Raw genomic sequence first — 19,221 nt, 5'->3', positions numbered from 1 at the left:
TCTGCTTTCATTTATGACATCACATGAAGTTAGTGAAACACCTCCTTTTTGAGTGCTGGATTCACTTTGGGTTATAAAACTAGATATAGTGAGATTTTTGAGTTGTAATTTTTCTTTACTCATAGCGACTGAATTAAAATTAAATTTTGAAAATAGTGACTGCAATTAACAAATTAAGCTTTAGAAATATAGAGACTACGCATAATTCCTTAAATTGTACCTTGTACACTTATTGGAATAAACGACCCCTTCATGCTCAAGAATCTTTGCTTTGCCTTAGGCCTGTTATTACCTGTTGTTTCTCTGGCGCAGTCGTCTGTAGGGACCTTTCCGCTGGAGGATGTACGGCTGTTGGAGAGTCCTTTCCGGAGGGCACAGGAGACGGATAAGGCGTATATGCTGGCGCTGGATCCGGATCGGTTGCTGGCGCCCTTTCTGATAGATGCAGGGCTGGAGCCGAAGGCGCCGCTGTACGAAAACTGGGAAAACTCCGGGCTAAATGGCCACACGGGCGGGCATTACCTTTCTGCTTTGGCGCTGATGTATGCCTCTACGGGTGATAAGGCGCTGAAAGACAGGCTGGACTACATGCTGGATGAACTGCAGCGCTGCCAAGAGGCAAACGGCAACGGCTACGTGGGCGGCATACCCGGCGGGCAGGAGATGTGGCAGGAAATACGCAATGGCAATATCCGCGCGGGGGGCTTTTCCCTGAATGAAAAGTGGGTGCCCCTTTACAACATTCATAAGCTGCTGGCCGGTCTTCGTGATGCGTACCAGGTAGCCGGAAGTGAGCAGGCGAAAACGATCTGGCTGGAGCTGACGGACTGGTTTGTAGAGCTGAGCGAAAACCTGAGCGATGCGCAGATACAGGAAATGCTGGTGAGTGAACACGGGGGGCTGAACGAGGTGTTTGCCGATGCCTATGCCGTGACGGGTAAGGAGGCGTATCTGACGCTGGCGGAGCAATATTCTCACCGTAAGATCCTTTATCCCCTCAAAAAGCATAATGACGAACTGACGGGTATGCATGCGAATACGCAGATACCTAAGGTGATTGGTTTCCAGCGGGTCGCGGAGCTGGCGGATAGCAGTGCCTGGCACGATGCTGCTGCTTACTTCTGGGATAATGTGGTAAACGAGCGGAGCATTGCCTTTGGCGGTAATAGCGTGCGCGAGCACTTCAACCCGAAGGATGACTTCTCTTCCATGGTGGAGACGAACCAGGGGCCTGAAACCTGCAATACGTATAATATGCTGAGGCTGTCCAACATGCTGTATCAACAGCAATCGGAGGCTAAATACATAGACTTTTACGAGCGTGGACTTTATAACCACATTCTTTCCTCGCAGCATCCTGAGGGCGGTTTTGTGTACTTCACGCCCATCCGCCCGCAGCATTACCGTGTCTACTCCCGGCCGGAGACGAGCTTCTGGTGTTGCGTAGGCTCAGGCCTCGAAAACCATGGCAAATACGGTGAACTTATCTACGCTCACCGCGGCGATGATCTGTACGTCAATCTATTCATTCCCTCGGAACTACACTGGAAGGAGCGAGGCATGACGATTACCCAGCAGACCGGTTTTCCGGAAGAGGAAGGTACCCGGCTGCAGTTTGAGATGGATAAGCCTTCGCGCTTTAAGGTGTTACTACGTCAGCCTGCCTGGCTGCGTGGGCCAATGACCGTACAGGTGAATGGCCGGAATGTAAAGGCTGAAAGCAATGGCAAGGGCTACCTGGTGGTAAACCGCAAGTGGCAAAACGGCGACGAGATAGCCCTGAGCCTGCCTATGAAAACGTATGCCGAGTTTCTGCCGGATGGCTCACCCTATGCCTCCTTCCTGCATGGGCCGGTGCTGCTGTCTGCGGTGACGGACACGGCGGGCCTCACCGGCCTCTTTGCAGATGCCAGCCGTATGGCGCATGTGGCCTCGGGCAGGTTCTACCCGCTGGATGAAGCTCCCTTCCTGGTCACTGACGATACCACGGGACTGGCGGAATCCCTAACGCAAACAGGGCCTATGACTTTTTCCCTCGATGGCCTGGTGCAGAATACGGACGGGAAAGACCTTAGCCTGGTGCCCTTCTACACCATACACGATGCGCGCTACATGATGTACTGGCCGGTATACAGTGAGGAGGAGAAGCAGGAAAAACTGAAAGAACTGGAGGAGAAGGAGCGCGCCATGCTGGCGCTGCAGGCCAAGACGGTGGACATGGTGGCCACCGGAGAGCAACAGCCTGAGTCCGACCATCAGTTCCAGGGCCAGCAGACGGAGGCCGGTATCTACGAAGGCCGCTACTGGCGCCACGCCAGCGGCTGGTTCAGCTACGTGCTCAATAACCCGGGGCAGGAGGGAAGCACCCTCCGCATCACCTACTCAGGCGCAGACAAAGACCGGCAGTTCACCATCCTCATCAACGACCAGCTACTCAGCGAGGTGGATATGAAAGGCAATTCTGACAAGTTCTATACCGTGGACTACCCGATCCCCGAATCACTCAGGTCAGAGCAAATAACCGTCAAATTCCAGGCCGCCCCCGGCTCCATCGCCGGAGGGGTGTATGAGGTTAGGTTGTTGAGGGAGTAGGTTTTATGCAGAAAGTAAATTCCACATAGTTCGAGTATGTACTCGGACTATAATTGCAGGATGGATCGACTGTCGATACTGCCTGTTTGGCACGAGTGAATACTTATGTCATTAGGGTGTTTAGTTGGGTATTGGTTTAATTAACCTACCTTCTATAACGTTTAAATTAAACTTTATTCCCGTTGTAGCAGAGGCAAATGACTTATCTGAGTTTTCAAAAGATGCAAAAACTAAAATTTGACCATGCTCATAAGCAGATAATTCTGCAAGAAATTTATGAAAATCTTCTAAAGCGATATCTTGCTGTTTTGGCTCATCAAACATTAATAGTCGAGGGTGATTGCCTTCAAACTCTTTAGAAACTTTGTATAGGCCACATGTATAAGCCCAAATACAGCGCACAAAATCACTTGCCGAGGAGTCAAATCTTATATTATATGACTTTATTTCTCCATTTTCCAATGTTTCATTGGCAATAGGTAAATAAGTGTCTTCAGAGATATACAAGTTATTGGTTGTTTTACTAGTGTAATTTACTTTGTTTAGAATTCTTCTGAACTCATTGGTTAATTTCCCGATTTTTTTTCTATCAAGATGAGATAGATAATCTTTAGGAAGGTTCTTAAACTTTGCTAAAACCTCTTTGTGCTCAATAGATAGGTCTGATATTTTATTGATTAATTGTGTGACATCTTCTAAGTATTTACTATAAAATTCAATCTTTTTTCTAATATTAATTTTCTTTTCAATTTCTATCTCAGAAGGAAGTCTATCGTCAGAAATTAATTCCTTTTTAATATTCCTGATTTCTTCCCTTAATTCAGATAATTGTTTACGTAAAATAACTTGCTTTTTTTTCTTTTGATCTATTTTAAAATCAACTCCTTCTACATATACATCTAACATTTTAATTTGAGCCTCGATGAAAGAAATATTTTCTTCTATTCCCATAGGATTTTCGGTAATATCCTGAGGCAATAAAGAAGGTTTAATAGGTTGATAACAGGTTGGACAACTATCGTTTGATACGCTAAGATTTATTTCAGCTCCTAGCTTTTTTACTTTTAGTGCTCCTTGATTTTTCCTCAATTCTTCATTCAAAAACTCTAGCTGAGTATCATATCTTCCGCGCTTCTCTTTGTCAAAATTTATCTCTGTAGATATCAACTCATAAGTGATGGTATGCTGATTAACCTTTTCATTTAACTCTTCTAACTTTTTTTCATTTTCATTTATTTTATCTAAAACTGATGGTATTTCTTTACCTTCGATGGATTCTAATTCAGTCTCTAAAATGTCTATATATTCAGAAATGTTAATAAAGGAATCGTTATAGAGTATTAAAATATTAATAGAATTAGGGTTATTTATTATTGTAGGTTTTGCCTCCAGCCCTACAAGTTTCCCTCCGCCTTTTTCAGCTAGTTTTAGAAGTTGATCATAAATTGTCTCCCAATTTGATTCAATTTTACGTTTATCTGCATTTACACGCTGACGCTTTTTTTGATTTTCATATACATCTAAATCGAGTATAAATTCAATAACTCTAGCCTCTTTATTGGCTAAGCCATAATGTGGCATCGTTGCAAAAAAATCTGACCATCCAGATTTTTGTTCGATTATAAAGCTCGAAGCAACCTGTTGAAGATATAATTTTCTTGATTCTCCAAGTTTACTTAAAACGTTGGGTAACTTCCAGTTTAGAAAATTTTCTAGGTAAAGATGAAACCCATATTCTTCGTTAGAAGCTCCACCTTTGTCATGTATATACATAGGCTTGGCTTCAATTATATTATTTTTCGATGTAAGTACGGGCCCTTCGAAAACATCAATTAATTTAGGGCTTTTAGAGGTGTTTTTAACACTTCTACGTAGAGTGATTATCTTTTCTAGGTCATTTTCTACTTCTAATTGGATGCTTGATTGTAAGACATTGTGAAAATCACCTTTCGGATATTCAACTACATCTTTTAAAACGGATTGCATAGTTTTTTCATTTTTACCACCTATCAATTCTTCCAGCCCTAAGCAATAAAGGATTGCTTGAAAAAAACTACTTTTCCCTGATGTATTATCACCTCTGACAATATTGAGACCAGAGGTAAAATAATATTCGCCTCCAAATAATCCAGCGGATGTATTTACTTCAAATTTTATTGCGTTAATTTTTATCATTAAATAATGTCCATTTAGAAGTTATTTCAAGAAGCTTACTATCAGTGACTTTACTTTTTCCAATTTGCGCTAAAAACTCCTTTTCAATTTTTAATATTTCTGCGTCTGCTTCTATGATTTTGTAGAAATTCTCTCCTTTCTTAGTTAGCTTATAGGACCCCTTTGAGTATTCACAAATTTTTTCTGCAACTGCAAAATGTACTGCTCTATTCAAAGATGGTTCAATTCCCCATACAGAAAAATCAGATTCAAAATTACTAGAAATTAAGTTCATAAGTTCTTCTCTATTATTCTGACTTTTTAAAGCCCAAGAAAATAGATGTAGTTTTATTAGTTTTGCTGTGTTCCCACGGCATACAGATTTTAGGATAAGAACTATCTGGGCAATTTTATACATTGGCCTATAGTCAGCAGGCAATGGAATTGGCTTTTTGCTGAAGGAGATGTTTTTTATTTCTTCCATATTATTCGAAGTCAATCGGGCACCTCATGATCCAATCAGCCATTACTTGATTGCATAAATTAGTTATCATGGTATCTTCTAAAAATGGGAAGTTGTCTTTGACCTTGGTAAATAAAGAAGATTCTATCTCATTTAACCTCCCATTATTATTGTCTGTGGGAAATATACAAATCTCAATTACTTTCTCTTCGAATTGACTTTTTATCCTAAGAAATTTTTCAAAATCTTCAGGATAATCATTTTCCCACTTATTTAGTAAAAAATTGCCATTTAAGAAGTGTTTTATACTTTTCTCAGTTAAAATATCAACTTTTCTTTCTATGCCATTAGTATGAGAGGGAAAGCGTAATTGATGCTTTCTTTGAGCGTTTTCTACTAACGAAATCTCTTTCCCTTTCCAAACTAAGCCCTCTTCCTCACTTACAGGTTTGTTTGGAGAAATGTCTAATTTATGATTAGTAATACCTAGAGCTGTAGAGAGGTAGGGTGATAAAAAGTCGATATCTGTAGGAATAACTTCAAAATTATTATTGTCTATTATTGACAATTTTAACTTTCTAAGTTCGTCTCTTTTTTTTGTAGAATGAGCAACTATTTCATTTTTGCTGTATTCTGGGGTGACAAAATACCAACGCTTTATTAAAGTGTCTCCTAGCCTTTTTTTTAATTGTTTTTCATATATTTTAAGTTTATTAAGGTCATCCGTGATTTTTTTTAATTGTTTTTTATAAAGTTCATCTTTGGTATAGTGTTCATTTGGACAGTAGCATTGAAATGCTTTACCTGTCCTAGTGAATCCTTCAATACCGTAATCCCCAGGTGACGCCTTCATTTCCAGGTAAACCTGTTCTTCATATTTATGCTTAAAACAGATTTGGCATAAACGTTCCCATTTATCCCCATCAAAACTTCCATATTCTGTCTTTAACATATACTTATTAAATCATTTGAATATTATCTTCCAATCAATTCTTTGAGCTATTTTTAGAATTCATTCAGTAATCAAACTGGATGCAATATAACGTTTGGTTCTTAAAGCTGCCATTATTTGTTTATTTTAGTGGTTTTGATGTAACTATTTCTTGTAATTTATGATTAAAGAAATCAGCCACAACCTACTCCCTCCCCTCATAATACTCCTTTAGAATGTAGAAAGCCTGTTTCTTTTGGCCTTTTTCGGAGATGAGGCCTTTGCAGTTCCAGCCGTCCTGGACGCCTTTTGGCTGGCGGAGGGGGAGATGAAGTTGAGGAGAATCATGGGGGTAGAACCCTTTTCGCTTCCCTAAAAAGAAAAAACCCGGAGTGGACGCTCTCGGGCTTGATTGTCTTCATCTGTTTTGCTGCTATGCAGCCAAGCCCTCAAACAGTTTTCTTTTCTTAGCGCCTCGCTGGGAGGATTTTTTTAACGCCTCATGAAACAGTGCCAAGTCCTTTATCAAAAGCAGCACAGTAAGTCCACCTTCCGGAGCACAAGAGACCGGGCGATAGTAAAATCCCGGCTTCCAGGGGTTGTAAATCCGGTAACCAACGGAGGCAGGCGTAGAATGTAAAATTAGAAAGCGATAGTCCCGTCCGGGGGATGTATCAAGGCAGGGTTTCGGCTCTGCTTTTTAATGCTGATGGCGCTGCTATGCCTTTAGCCGGACTATGCCGCGTGAGGGATAGAGCCATTGTTGGAGCCGCGACGTAGGAGAGGCGACTGGCGAAAGCCCGACCCGCTGGTAAGCGGGGCACGCCCACATTATCCTGCTACTGTATACCGTCACTCACCCCTACCTTTCAAGCACTCTCCCAAGGTCACTTTAAGCTGGCATTATACAAGTAGCCGGGGGATCCCGGGTCAGCGAACTCCGTTCACGCCCGGGAATGGCTCATTAAGTTTTCTTCACCTCAAAAAATTTCCTGCCCCAATCCCCCCGTTCCTTAAAGTGTAAAAAACACACTTAAAGCAGTAGATACAGGGATTTATGCGCTCAAAAGACGTGAGCGGGCTTTTTGTCTGCGGGGACTATTTTAAAATTTATAAATGTACGTTGTACACTTGTTGAGAAATATTCCTTATCTTGAGGGTATCAACAGACCCGAAATCATGAGTGAAAAATACGTAATAGGCCTGGACTTTGGCACAGACAGTGTGCGGTCGGTGCTGGTGAATGCACAGGATGGCACCACGGTGGGCAGCAAGGTAAGCTGGTACCGCCGCTGGAAGGAGGGTAGATACTGCGACGCTTCGGCTAACCGCTTCAGGCAGCACCCGCTTGATCATATAGAAGGTATGGAATACACCATCCGCGAGGTGGTGAAGGAGGCGGGGGTAGCCCCGGCCTCAGTAAAAGGCATATGCATAGACACGACCGGCTCCTCGCCGCTGCCGGTAGATGCGGAAGGGCGCTGCCTGGCGCTGAAGCCGGGCATGGAGGAAAACCCGAACGCCATGGTGGTGCTGTGGAAGGACCACACTGCCATACAGGAGGCGGATGAGATAAACGGCCTGGCGGCGAGCTGGGGCGGCACAGACTTTACCAAATACGAAGGCGGCATATACAGCTCCGAGTGGTTCTGGGCCAAGATACTGCACGTGATCCGTGAGGATGAGGCAGTGAAGGCCGCGGGCCACTCCTGGATGGAGCACTGCGATTACATGACCTTTATGCTGACGGATGTGAGCCTGCAGGACTTTAAGCGGTCGCGCTGCGCGGCGGGGCACAAGGCCATGTGGCACCAGAGCTGGGGCGGCCTGCCGGCGGATGACTTCCTGGCGCAACTGGACCCGCACCTGGTGACGCTGAAAAATAACCTCTACGAGGAGACGTATACCTCTGACCTGCCTGCGGGCAAGCTGAACGCGGAGTGGGCGGAGCGCCTGGGCCTTACGACGGACGTGTCGGTAGCGGTGGGCACCTTTGATGCCCATGCCGGTGCGGTTGGCGCTGAGGTAGAGGAGTTTTCGCTGGTGCGCGTGATGGGCACCTCTACCTGCGACATCATTGTGTCCTCCAGGGACGTGGTGGGCGATGAGACGGTGCGCGGCATCTGCGGACAGGTGGATGGCTCCGTGATACCCGGCATGATAGGCCTGGAGGCAGGGCAGTCGGCCTTTGGCGATGTGCTGGCCTGGTTCCGCGACATAGTAGCCTGGCCGCTCACGAACCTTGAGGGCCTGGATCTGTCGCCGGATAAAGTGGAGGCGCTGAAGGACGAGCTCATCGTGAAGCTGTCGCAGGCGGCCGAGAAGCTGCCCCTGAGCGAGCATGCCCCGGTGGCACTGGACTGGGTAAACGGCCGGCGCACGCCGGACGCCAACCAGGCACTGAAGGCAGCCATAGCCAACCTGAACCTGGGCACAGGCGCACCCCATATATTCAAAGCATTGGTAGAGGCTATCTGCTTCGGTGCCCGCAGCATCGTGGAGCGCTTTGAGCAGGAGGGTGTGCACATAAAGACGGTGGTAGGCATAGGCGGCGTGGCGAAGAAGTCGGGCTTCATTATGCAGACCCTGGCCGATGTGCTGAACATGCCCATCCGGATCGCCAACTCAGAGCAGGCCCCTGCACTCGGTGCCGCCATGTACGCGGCCGTGGCGGCGGGCATCTACCCCGATGTGCACCAGGCCATACAGGCCATGGGCAACGGCTTTGAGCAGACCTACCAGCCCCAGGCCCAGCCTCACGCCATTTTTAACAAGCTCTACGCACGGTACCGCCAGCTTGGTGCCTTTGTGGAGGATTCACTCACCCCTGTAACCGAAACAGAAGATGTCAGCCTATAAAAGCCTGAAAGAGGAATGCTACGAAGCCAATATGCAGCTACCCGCGCTAGACCTGGTAGTGTACACCTTTGGCAATGTGAGCGCCGTAGACCGGCAAAAGGGCGTATTTGCCATAAAGCCCAGCGGCGTGCCGTATGAGACGCTGAAGCCGGAGGATATCGTGATCGTGGACTTTGATAACGAGGTAGTCGAGGGGAGCATGCGGCCCTCCTCCGATACGAAAACCCATGCCTTTTTATACAAAAAATGGATGAACATAGGCGGTATATCCCACACCCATGCCACCTACTCCGTAGCCTGGGCGCAGGCCCAGCGCGATGTGCCCATATTCGGCACCACCCATGCGGACCACCTCACCAGTGACATACCCTGCGCCCCGCCAATGGCGGACGAGCTGATAGCAGGCGACTATGAGCATATGACCGGCCAGCAGATACTGGACTGCTTTGCCGATAAGGGCCTGGACCCCGCCGAGGTGGAAATGGTGCTCATAGGCAACCACGGCCCTTTTACCTGGGGCAAAAATGCGCAGAAAGCAGTGTATAACAGCAAGGTGCTGGAGGAACTGGCCCGCATGGCCTACCTCACACTGCAGATAAACCCGGAGGCCCCGCGGCTGAAGGAGGCGCTGATCAAAAAGCATTACGAAAGAAAACATGGCGCGAAAGCCTATTACGGACAGGAATGAAAGCAGTAATATTTGATATGGACGGCACCCTTATAGACAATATGATGGTGCACCACCGGGCCTGGCAGCATATACTGCAGAAGCAGGGCCTTATACTGAGCATAGATGAGGTGAAGGAGAAGATACACGGCATCAACACCGAGATACTGGAGAGGGAGTTTGGCGACCGCTTCACCCCCGAGGAGCGGCAGGCCATCTCCTGGCAAAAGGAGGAGATGTACCGCAACATTTTCGGCAAGCAACTGCGGCTGATAGCCGGCGCCGAGGCCCTGATCAGGTCACTGCAGGAGCAGGAGGTGCCTATGGCCATAGCCACGGCCGCCCCTCCGGAAAATGTGGACTTCGTGCTGGACGGCCTCGTGCTGCGCGAGTACTTTCCCGTGGTGCTGCACTCCGACGATGTAAGCAAGGGCAAGCCCGACCCGGAGATCTACCTCAAGGCGGCAGAAAGGCTCGGTGTGGCCCCTGCTGACTGTGTCGTGTTTGAAGACACCCCCACCGGCGCCCTGGCAGCCTCACGCGCAGGCTGTCGCGTCATCGTCATCACCACTACCCACAAACCAAACGAATTTGACCATATAAGCGGTATTGCTGCTTTTGTACCTGACTTTGAAGAAGTCCACCAACATTTACCCATTACCCAATGACCGACATTAAACAATACGAAATATGGTTCCTTACCGGCAGCCAGCACCTGTACGGTGAGGAAACCCTCAAAAACGTGGCCACCCATGCCGCCGAGATCGCCAAAAGCCTGCACGCACACAGTGCCATACCCTGCCAGGTAAAGGACAAAGGCGTGGTGACCACCCCGGACGAAATATACAAGGCCTGCAAAGAGGCCAGCGACTCACCCAAGTGCGTGGGCGTCATCACCTGGATGCATACCTTCTCGCCTGCCAAAATGTGGATAAACGGCCTGCAGGCCCTGGACAAGCCCATACTGCACTTCCATACCCAGTACAATGCCGAGATACCCTGGAGCGAGATCGACATGGATTTCATGAACGAAAACCAGAGCGCCCACGGCGGCCGCGAGTACGGCTTTATGGCCAGCAGGCTGCGCAAGCGCCGCAAAGTGGTCGTAGGCCACTGGCAGGACGAGGCCGCCATACAGAAGATAGGCACCTGGAGCCGCGTGGCAGCCGGCTGGCACTACCTGCAGCACATGAAAGTAGCCCGCATAGGCGATAACATGCGGCAGGTGGCTGTAACCGAAGGCGACAAGGTAGAGGCGCAGATGCGCTTTGGTTTTGCCGTGAATGGCTATGGCATAAACGACCTGGAGCACTTCGTGAACCAGGTAAGCCCCCAGCAGGTGGATAAGCTGGTGCAGGAGTATGCCGATACCTACGTGATCGAAAACGACGTGCGCAACAGCCAGAACCTGAAAGACGCCGCACAGATAGAGCTCGGGCTGAAAGCCTTCCTCGAAGACGGCGGTTTCCATGCCTTTACCGATACCTTTGAGAACCTCGGCAACCTCAAGCAACTGCCCGGCATATCCGCCCAGCGCCTCATGGCAGCCGGCTACGGCTTTGCGGCCGAAGGCGACTGGAAGACATCCGCCCTGCTCGCGGCCATCAAGTTCATGAGCCAGGGCCTCGAGGGCGGCACCTCCTTTATGGAAGACTACACCTACGACTTCCGCAGCGGCCGCTCACGCGTACTCGGCTCACACATGCTCGAGATATGCCCCTCCATTGCCAGCGGCAAACCCTCCTGTCAGGTGCACCCCCTCGGCATCGGCGGTAAAGACGACCCCGCCCGCCTCGTGTTCAACGTCAGCAGCGGACCCGCCATCAACGTCTCCCTCATAGACATGGGCAACCGCTTCCGCTTCCTCGTAAACGAGGTGGAGGCCGTAGAGCCCGAGCACGACCTGCCCAAGCTCCCCGTCGCCCGCGTGCTGTGGGACCCGCAGCCCAGCCTGGAGGTAGCCGCAGAAGCCTGGATACACGGCGGCGGTGCCCACCATACCGTGTTCAGCAAGCCCGTCACCACCGAATTTATCGAAGACCTTGCCGATATTGCAGGCGTGGAACTAGTGGTGATTGACAAAGACACCCGCATGCGGGACTTTAAGAACACCCTCAACTGGAATGAAATGTATTACCATATTTTTCAAAAATGAGACTGATGAAACACGCCCTTACCCTATTCATATGCCTGCTTCTGATGTCTTGTGAGGCCGAAAAGGCCCAAAAAGAACAGGAGAGCGACACCATGAGTGAACCCGAAGCCACCATACCCGCTATTACCAAAGCCCCCTTTGGCACCATGCCCGACGGCACAGAGATTGAGAAATTCACTGTAGAGGCCCCCGACGGCGCCAAGGTCGACATCATCACCTACGGCGGCATCGTTACCTCCCTCATGGTACCCGACAAAGACGGCAACCTCGGCGATGTGGTGCTCGGCCATAACAGCCTGCAGCCCTACCTGGACGATAACCCCTTCTTCGGCGCCATCATAGGCCGCTATGGCAACCGCATTGCCAAAGGCAAATTCAGCCTGGATGGCGAAGCGTACACCCTGGCCACCAACAACGACCAGAACCACCTGCACGGTGGCGAAAAAGGCTTTGACAAGGTAGTGTGGCAGGGCAAAGAGGTGCAGACCGAAGAGGCCGCCGGTGTGGAGCTTACCTACACCAGCCCCGACGGTGAAGAGGGCTATCCCGGTACCCTGGATGTAAAGGTAACCTACCTTTTCTACCCCGACCATACCCTCGAGATCCTGTACGAGGCGGAGACAGACAAGCGCACCATCGTGAACCTGACCAACCACTCCTACTTTAACCTCGGCAGCGACAGCACCATACTGGACCACCGGCTTATGCTCAATGCCAGCCAGTACCTGCCCGTGGATAATACCCTCATACCCACCGGTGAGCTAAAGCAGGTCGAAGGCACCCCCTTCGACTTTACTGAGCTGCAGCCCATAGGCGAGTACATCAATGCCGAAAACGAGCAGATCGCACGCGGCGGCGGGTATGACCACTGCTGGGTGCTCAACAGCGACAGCTACAGCACCGTAGCCGCCCGCGTACAGGAGCCGCAGAGCGGCCGCGTGATGGAGGTATACACCACCGAGCCCGGCATACAGTTCTACAGCGGCAACTTCCTGGACGGCAGCATCACCGGCAAAGACGGCACCCCCTACGTGTACCGCTCCGGCTTCTGCCTCGAGACCCAGCACTTTCCCGACTCGCCCAACCAGCCCGGCTTCCCCAGCGTAGTGCTCGAGCCCGGCGAGACCTACCGTACCAAGACCAAATACACCTTCGGTACCCTGTAATCACATAACGACATAGCCCGAACCCATGAAGAGTTTAGAAACCCTCGACTGGATATTCATTGCCCTCTACTTCGCCGTCCTTTTCGGCGTCGCCCTGTGGGTGATCCTCCAAAAGAACCGCGATACCACAGACTACTTCCTCGCCGGCCGCTCCATAGGCTGGTTTGTAGTAGGTGCTTCCATATTTGCCTCCAACATCGGCTCAGAGCACGTCGTCGGCCTCGCCGGTGCCGGAGCCGGGGACAAGATCCCCATGCTCATCTACGAGATACAAGCCTGGGTCGTACTCCTGCTCGGCTGGGTATTTCTGCCCTTTTACGCCCGCAGCGGCGTCTTCACCATGCCCGAGTTTCTCGAGAGGCGCTTCAGCCCCCGTTCCCGCTGGTTCCTCTCCCTCGTTAGCCTCATCGCCTACATCCTCACCAAGGTCTCCGTTACCATCTACGCCGGTGGCGTAGTCGTCAGCGCCCTCCTTGGTATCAACTTCTGGGTAGGCGCCCTCGGCACCGTCATCCTCACCGGCCTCTACACCGTGCTTGGCGGCATGCGCGCCGTCGTCTACACCGAAACCCTGCAGATGATCGTGCTCGTGCTCGGTGCCGCCGTACTCACCTGGCTCGGCCTGGACAAGATCGGCGGCTGGAGCGGCATGGAAGACACCCTCGGCGCCGAGTACTTCAACATGTGGCGCCCGCCAAGTGATCCCGATTTCCCCTGGCCCTCACTCCTCATCACCAGCACCGTCGTAGGCATCTGGTACTGGTGTACCGATCAGTACATCGTGCAGCGTACCCTTACCGCCCGCAACATCAAGCAGGGCAGGAGAGGAGCCATCTTCGGCGCCTTCCTCAAGCTGCTCCCCGTGTTCCTTTTCCTTGTGCCCGGCATCATCGCCCTCGCCCTCAAGACCAAAGGCGAGCTGCAGTGGGACACCCCCGATGAGGCCTTTCCCGTGCTTATGAGCAACCTGCTGCCCGCCGGTATCCGCGGCCTCGTTGCCGCCGGCCTCCTCGCCGCCCTCATGAGCTCCCTCGCCTCCGTCTTCAACAGTTGCTCCACCCTCTTCACCGTGGACATCTACAAGAAGCTGAAGCCCCATACCCCCGAGTACAAGCTCGTAAACATTGGCCGTGTTGCCACCGCCATCGTCGTGCTCCTCGGCATACTCTGGATCCCCATTATGCAGAACATCTCCGGCGTGCTCTACGAGTACCTGCAAAAGGTGCAGGCCTACATCTCGCCCCCCATCGCCGTTGTGTTCCTGCTCGGTATCTTCTATAAGCGCATCAACTCCCATGGCGCCTACACCACCCTCGTCGTAGGCTTCCTCATTGGTGCCGCCCGTATCATACTCGAGCTCAGTGCCGAAAGCCTCACCCCCGGCAGCCTGCTGCACACCCTCGCCACCGTCAACTTCCTCACCTTCGGTGCGTGGTTCTTCCTCTTTTGCATCATACTCGCCATAGCCGTCAGCTATGCCACCCCGCAGCAGAGCGAAGCCCAGCTTGCCGGCCTCACCTACGGCACCCTCAGCGACCAGGACAAAGCCGAAAACAAGTCCAGCTACAACTGGGTGGATATCCTCATATCCGTCCTCATACTCCTGCTGGTAGGGGCCGTCATGATCTGGTTCAGCGGCGCCCGGTAAAGCGTTTTGTAATTAAAGTTTAAGATGTGGTTTATGGAAAACCAGTCCTGCCTATGCGGGGCTGGTTTTTTTTATGCCTGAGGTGCCTGTGGTTTTGGGGTCGGGGGTAAGAGGGTATTGGGCGTGACCCGTCCGCTCGCGCGGCCGGGTCGGGCTCTCGCCAGTCGCCTGCCCGCGCACAAGGCCATTACGGGCTCCGACAATGGCTCCATCCCTCACGCGGACATACCCATCAAGCTAAGCACCAATTCCCCTCCTGTGGTAATAGGAGAGGTCCGACTTTCGGGGGGAAATAAAAACGCGAAGGCGTGTTTTATTTTGGGTGGTCCGGCAATCCGGTGGTCCGACTCTCGGTGGTCCGACTCTCGGTGGTCCGACTCTCGGTGGTCCGGCAATCCGGTGGTCCGACTCTCGGTGGTCCGGCAATCCGGTGGTCCGACTTTCGGTGGTCCGACTTTCGGGGGTCCGGCACACCGCTAGGCTGGCAAAGGCCTGTCAGTATCCTGCAAAAGTGTTTTGTTGAGTCTCTGTTGAGACTACTTTGAATGAAAGGCGGGTAGCCTACTTTTCTCATGCTCTTTGTTATTTTCCGCTTTGATATAAATAATACTCGGCTTCGTAATAGAGTAGACATGCTGTAGTCATTACGTAATACGCTAACTATTAAGGAGTAAGAGTTAACGCAAAATAAACATTGGTATATTAAGTGTTTTTGTTAATTTTAAACGTCTAATTATCTAATACAAAAAATTAAAAACTAATTGAACTGAAGCTATGGATCCATTCTATGTAATATCACTGCCAATAATGTATGGGATGACACTATTAAACCTAGTATTACCATACAAGTGTGGATATAAAGCAACCGGCTATTTTGTAAGCTCATTTTTTGGTGTTATGATCGCTGCAACGATTCCAGCAGAGTGGATGGTGGTATTCATTTGGCCATTTTTATTCTTATTACAGTTGATTTTCAATCTATACTGGGGTTTTAGACTATTTGGCAGAAAAAAAGCTGGTACAGTTATATCTTTTGTACTTGCAGGTATTCTTTTGCTGCTATCTTTTATATGAACCATCGATCATTAGCAATCTATTTTGGCAGTAGAGCCAGTCGTTGATAAGTTAATGACTTATTGTTACTTCACGTCTACGACCTATCTTATAAAAGATACTGTGTAGATCAAACCTAATAATAACAAGTATGAGGTATAGGGTGACAATTTCTCTGTTGTTAGAAGGAAAAAGATAACACTCCCATTTTTACAATCATCTAGCTTCTATCAGGTGCGGCATGCAATGTGCGGCATGCAATGCACGATCCATTTCACGGCGCATGCAGTGCAATGCTTAGATTACAACCTGACAGGTTCTATCAAATAACTCTCACCCTAAAGTAACTGAGGACTTACTGAATTTTTAATCCAACCCATTCCGGACCAGCGCCACTCAATGTCTTGCGTACTTCAGTGAATTGTGACCAGGCAAAGGGCCATCAGTACCGCATCAGCCTGTTTCGTTGAGGCTACCTTGGTACTCTGTTGGTACTCCCTTGAGACTACCAGGAGAGATCCTTGAGGGTATCAGTAGGAACGCTTATGTCATCGGCTGTGCCAGGAGGGGCCTTCTTTGCTTTGTACAATTCGTCTTTTGCCTTCATTAGCCTTTCATTAGGCTACCATGAGCCTTCCGTGAGTCTACCATGAGTCTATGTTGAGCTAATGTCCCAGTCTCTAAATTTGAAAATGTGACTCTATTGGTTGGAAAGGGGCTTTTTGAGATTTGGGAGTGGTGGATTTTGAGTGACTTAGGAGGGTGGGTTTATTGGTTTTGTGCAATATTTTGGGGGTGGTGGGTGCTGGCTGGTGTGGCGAAGAGATGTGGTTTTGTTTTTTTCCACGGGGGCTGTGGAGGTTTGGAAAAATGTAGAAGTGTTTTGGGAAAGAATTTTGGTTTTGAGGGGTAATTTAGTTGGAGGGAATATGGTAGTTTTGCTAGATTAACCACCATTGACTAAGTTAAATAATATAACGTTAGTATAAAATGACAAGTAATACTGATATCAAGAAAACTGAAGATGTGATTAAGGAAATAGAGGATGTAATTTATTCCAAGGGATACATTTATTCTCTATGTATGATAATTGTAGAAAGCTTCCGGCTAAGGCTAGAAGAAATTCACGAAGTGAATTTTATAGAGCGATTAAATAAGAATGAGGTGGCTTTAATCATTGGGCTATTAATAAAAAGAGATATTGATTTTTCATATCCCAATGACCATCGAGAAGTCTTAAAATTAAAAAAGAGAACATATGCTCTTATGAATGATCTTCACCAGTCATTGATGTACCCTTTCTTTGAAAAACTTAAAGTGGATTTAGAAGTCCCAAGGAATGTTGATTTGTTAGGCCTTCAGGCAGAAAGAAAGTTGTTCTATGAAAATGAAAATATGTTTATAGAACCTATTTTCTATGCAAATGATGGTGTTTATGATTTTCAATATATAGATTTTTTAGATAAAAAATATAAATATGATAAAAAATGGCTATTAGAAAATAGAAGTTTCTCTTTTGAAGAAACAAAATTAATATTACATAACATCAAGGAGGTTTTATATAGAAAGGGTGATATTGTTGATTATTATAGCCTGAAAGAGAAATATCAAGAAATAAGGAAGGAGTTAAAAAAAACTTTTAAAGGTAATATGGTAATGCTAAATGAAGCCTTATCTAACCTTGAATTTTTTCAATATATTAAGCTTTTTGGAAAAGATGGAGGTCAACAGAATAATAATTCTACTTCTTTTTCTGAACTTGAATGGGATAAGTTTTACAAAAATTTACTTCATTTATTTGTTGTTAAAAAGCAAGATTTTGCATCTGAATTAGATATTGATTCATTTTTAAAAAATTTTTCTATAAAGATTAATCAAAAAGGTTTAAATAAAGGATTTAAAACTATTGGAGATTTTAATCGATTCACAGCACAGCCCATACTTCAAATAAGTGAGGATAGTTTTTTTATACCTATACCTTTTTTATTGTACGAAGCATGTTATGAAAGTCCTTTTTATTGGATGGGAGAGGATGCATCTTACCTGAATGATTTAGCAAAGAACAGAGGAAATAGTAGTGAAGAAATATGCTATGACTTCTTAAAATCTGTATTTGGTGAGAAAAATACATTTAAATCTGTCAGGGTGTCATCTAAAAAGGGAGTTGATGCTACAGATATAGACGTTTTATGTATTTTGGGTAACAAAGCCTTATGTGTTCAGATAAAATCAAAAAAGCTTGCTTTACTATCTAGAAAAGGGAGTATTGACCAGTTGAGAAAAGACTTTCAAGGTGCTGTTCAGGATGCTTATGACCAGGGTGTTATATCACGAAATAGTGTCTTGAGCAATAAGCCTAAATTCTTTGATGAATATGGTGGCCAAATTACTTTTGCTGATGAAATTGACGATGTGTATATCATGGGGGTCACATCGGAGAACTATCCAGCTTTAACACATCAAGCCCATACCCTTTTACATAAGGATGAAAATGACCCTTATCCGTTGTTTTTAACAGTCTTCGATTTAGAAATCCTAGTGTATTATCTCAATAATCCATATAAGTTTATGTATTACGTACGGCAACGGATAGATTTGATGGATTATTTTAAGGCTGATAGTGAATTGGTTTATTTAGGTTACCATTTAATACATAAGTTATGGAAATTTCCTGATCAAGATCATGTCTCATTAGATGCAAATTTTGGAGGAGTTATTGATAGGAACTATTACCCATACAAACTGGGAGTTCAAACTTCAGAGGAAAGTGACCCTTACCAAAATAGATGGATAAATAAGGATTTCGAAGAGTTAATTGACTTGATTGGAGCATTTGATGACCCTAAAAAGACTGATATAATTTTTGCCCTGATGGACTTCAATGGTGATTCTGTTGATAGTTTGATCAAATACATGAAAGCTACAAAAAGAAAGACTATAATTGATCATGAAAATCATAACATGACAATGCCTATGAGTGAAACTTCATTCGGTATTACCTATTTTTCTCATAAAAAAGATAATCTAGATGAATTGAAAAGGATTTTAGCAGATTTTACCCAAGCCAAAAAGTATAAAAGTAAGTCAAGAAAATGGTTAGGCTTAGGAAGCTTGAAGAGTAGCTCTAAATTGTTTGATGTACTGCTTTACTATGATGATGAATGGGGGTTCAATACAAATTTGGAAGATATGATACAATTTTTACCTACAAATGAGGCTTTGGTTCGAAAGCCCGATGGAGAAAGAATAGGTCGAAATGATCTTTGTTTTTGTGGGAGTGGTAAGAAATATAAGAAATGCTGTGGTTAATAACTCCTTACGGGTTAATGTGCAGTAAATACCTCTTCTTAGCCCCCATTGGTGCCAGCATCGCGCTGGTACCATACAATCTTTTTATTGCAACTGCAGACTCTAGCGGATGTGTTTGCATTTGAGGTGACCTTAACCTTTTTGCAGTTTTAGTCTAAGGGGGTACTTAAATAACCACAACTTTTTTTTAAATCAAATTCTCAATTTACCTAATTTAACCTGTT

The 19,221-nt window shown here is 47.2% G+C and carries 12 protein-coding genes; 9 read left to right on the top strand and 3 right to left on the bottom strand.

Annotated features, from left to right (window positions below; genetic code table 11):
• Positions 1-252: 252 nt before the first annotated feature.
• Positions 253-2,592 carry a beta-L-arabinofuranosidase domain-containing protein gene (locus tag AB9P05_RS21595; protein ID WP_371910915.1) on the top strand — a complete coding sequence of 780 codons (2,340 nt, stop codon included), beginning with the start codon at positions 253-255 and terminating at the stop codon, positions 2,590-2,592.
• A 120-nt stretch (positions 2,593-2,712) separates the two neighbouring features.
• On the opposite strand, the gene AB9P05_RS21590 is transcribed toward AB9P05_RS21595, so the two are convergent.
• The 3 genes from AB9P05_RS21590 to AB9P05_RS21580 are packed head-to-tail and all read right to left on the bottom strand — an operon-like array spanning position 2,713 to position 6,161.
• Entirely contained in the window at positions 2,713-4,767 is a 2,055-nt protein-coding gene (locus AB9P05_RS21590) for a hypothetical protein (RefSeq protein ID WP_371910914.1), read from the bottom strand.
• Positions 4,754-5,230: a hypothetical protein gene (locus tag AB9P05_RS21585; RefSeq protein ID WP_371910913.1), complete on the bottom strand. Its 477-nt coding sequence runs from the start codon at positions 5,228-5,230 to the stop codon at positions 4,754-4,756. The genes AB9P05_RS21590 and AB9P05_RS21585 overlap by 14 nt, the downstream gene beginning before the upstream one ends.
• A 1-nt stretch (position 5,231) precedes the next feature.
• The gene (locus tag AB9P05_RS21580; RefSeq protein WP_371910912.1) at positions 5,232-6,161 is read right to left on the bottom strand and encodes a hypothetical protein; all 930 of its coding nucleotides are present in this window, start codon (positions 6,159-6,161) and stop codon (positions 5,232-5,234) included.
• Between the two features lie 1,158 nt (positions 6,162-7,319).
• Here AB9P05_RS21580 and AB9P05_RS21575 point away from each other — a divergent pair.
• From AB9P05_RS21575 to AB9P05_RS21540, 8 genes are all read left to right on the top strand, one after another.
• Positions 7,320-8,999: a ribulokinase gene (locus tag AB9P05_RS21575; protein ID WP_371910911.1), complete on the top strand. Its 1,680-nt coding sequence runs from the start codon at positions 7,320-7,322 to the stop codon at positions 8,997-8,999.
• Complete coding sequence (locus AB9P05_RS21570; RefSeq protein WP_371910910.1) at positions 8,986-9,687, top strand: L-ribulose-5-phosphate 4-epimerase; 702 nt, start codon at positions 8,986-8,988, stop codon at positions 9,685-9,687. The genes AB9P05_RS21575 and AB9P05_RS21570 overlap by 14 nt, the downstream gene beginning before the upstream one ends.
• Positions 9,684-10,334: an HAD family hydrolase gene (locus tag AB9P05_RS21565; RefSeq protein ID WP_371910909.1), complete on the top strand. Its 651-nt coding sequence runs from the start codon at positions 9,684-9,686 to the stop codon at positions 10,332-10,334. The genes AB9P05_RS21570 and AB9P05_RS21565 overlap by 4 nt, the downstream gene beginning before the upstream one ends.
• Entirely contained in the window at positions 10,331-11,821 is a 1,491-nt protein-coding gene (gene araA / locus AB9P05_RS21560; protein ID WP_371910908.1) for an L-arabinose isomerase, read from the top strand. The genes AB9P05_RS21565 and araA overlap by 4 nt, the downstream gene beginning before the upstream one ends.
• Entirely contained in the window at positions 11,818-12,987 is a 1,170-nt protein-coding gene (locus tag AB9P05_RS21555; protein WP_371910907.1) for an aldose epimerase family protein, read from the top strand. The genes araA and AB9P05_RS21555 overlap by 4 nt, the downstream gene beginning before the upstream one ends.
• A 25-nt stretch (positions 12,988-13,012) precedes the next feature.
• A complete protein-coding gene (locus AB9P05_RS21550; RefSeq protein ID WP_371910906.1) occupies positions 13,013-14,635 on the top strand; it encodes a sodium:solute symporter in 1,623 nt (540 codons plus the stop codon).
• Between the two features lie 774 nt (positions 14,636-15,409).
• Complete coding sequence (locus AB9P05_RS21545) at positions 15,410-15,709, top strand: hypothetical protein (protein ID WP_371910905.1); 300 nt, start codon at positions 15,410-15,412, stop codon at positions 15,707-15,709.
• A gap of 969 nt (positions 15,710-16,678) precedes the next feature.
• Positions 16,679-18,997, top strand: coding sequence for a YecA family protein (locus AB9P05_RS21540; protein WP_371910904.1), 2,319 nt, complete (start codon positions 16,679-16,681; stop codon positions 18,995-18,997).
• Positions 18,998-19,221: the final 224 nt, after the last annotated feature.

It is taken from the genome of Roseivirga sp. BDSF3-8 (assembly GCF_041449215.1).
Classification (GTDB): domain Bacteria; phylum Bacteroidota; class Bacteroidia; order Cytophagales; family Cyclobacteriaceae; genus JBGNFV01.
Note: the sequence above shows the minus strand (reverse complement) of the source record. Positions and strands in the feature narration are given on the sequence as shown.